The sequence below is a fragment of the Herbiconiux daphne genome (genome assembly GCF_024979295.1).
In the GTDB taxonomy this organism is placed as follows: domain Bacteria; phylum Actinomycetota; class Actinomycetes; order Actinomycetales; family Microbacteriaceae; genus Herbiconiux; species Herbiconiux daphnes.
In genome coordinates this window covers 1-816 of the sequence record NZ_JANLCJ010000275.1, presented here as the reverse complement: position 1 = coordinate 816, position 816 = coordinate 1, and the positions used below count along the sequence as shown (strand labels likewise).

2 protein-coding genes are annotated in these 816 nt (G+C 36.4%); both read right to left on the bottom strand.

Annotated elements, in window-relative coordinates; genetic code table 11:
• Positions 1 to 256 (bottom strand): helix-turn-helix domain-containing protein (locus tag N1032_RS24600; protein WP_259543145.1); only part of this gene is annotated, 256 nt, incomplete at its 3' end.
• Positions 257 to 258: 2 nt separating this feature from the next.
• The gene (locus N1032_RS24595) at positions 259 to 660 is read right to left on the bottom strand and encodes a hypothetical protein (RefSeq protein WP_259543143.1); all 402 of its coding nucleotides are present in this window, start codon (positions 658 to 660) and stop codon (positions 259 to 261) included.
• Between the last annotated feature and the right edge of the window lie 156 nt (positions 661 to 816).

Below are 816 nucleotides of genomic sequence, written 5' to 3'. Positions count from 1 at the left end.
AACAAATTAGAACCTCCTTGGTATAGTCCATTACAATTTCTTCAATCTCATGTAAATAGGTGTGGACTTGGTTTTCATCAAGAGTTTTTTCAGCACACTTGATATAGTAATTGACGTTACTTAGATTTGAAGACTTTCCAACCTCAAAGCTAGCTAGTGTTGTGTATTTTGCACCGCTGATTTGTGCAACTTCCTGTAAAGTAAGATTGAGAGCCTCCTTGCGGAAAGCCCTCATTCTCTTGCCTAATACTTCCATGATTATTTCTCGCTATCCGCAATATCATAGATGAATTGTGTTTTCAATTCGCCACCAATTAAGATAGCTTTTTGCGTAATCTTGACGCTAGCTAGACCGTCACGAATCGCCTTTGCAATCTGAATATCCTCATCAATTTTGTAGAAAGGCGCTGATTGGTTCGTTTTGTGAAGAATTACGGCACCTTCTTCAAGGTACAACTTCACTTTTTGTTCTTTCTTATTTGTGAAAGAATCCACACTATCAAAGCTGAAAATTGCTAAAATTGGAAAAATCTTGGTTTCTTCTTCTCCCATAATATCCGCGGTCTTGATTAAAGGTAAATCAAAATCAAGGTCTGGATAGCGTGATTCAAACTTTTCTCTAGGTGTAGCTTGACGGCGTGTGTTAAATTTTTCAAACATTTTGTATCTCCATTCTGCCTATTTCTATAGGACTTTATTTAGTGTTAGCGTTACGAATGATTCGTTTTGCTACGTGAATAGAGTACCAAGAATTACGAACTTTGTCGATTATACTTTGATAATGTTATGATTAGAAAACTCTCATTGTAACCGCTT

What these genes read in the sequence shown, in the direction of transcription:
- N1032_RS24595 (WP_259543143.1), bottom strand. Translation starts at nt 660, where the DNA reads ATGTTTGAAAAATTTAACACACGCCGTCAAGCTACACCTAGAGAAAAG.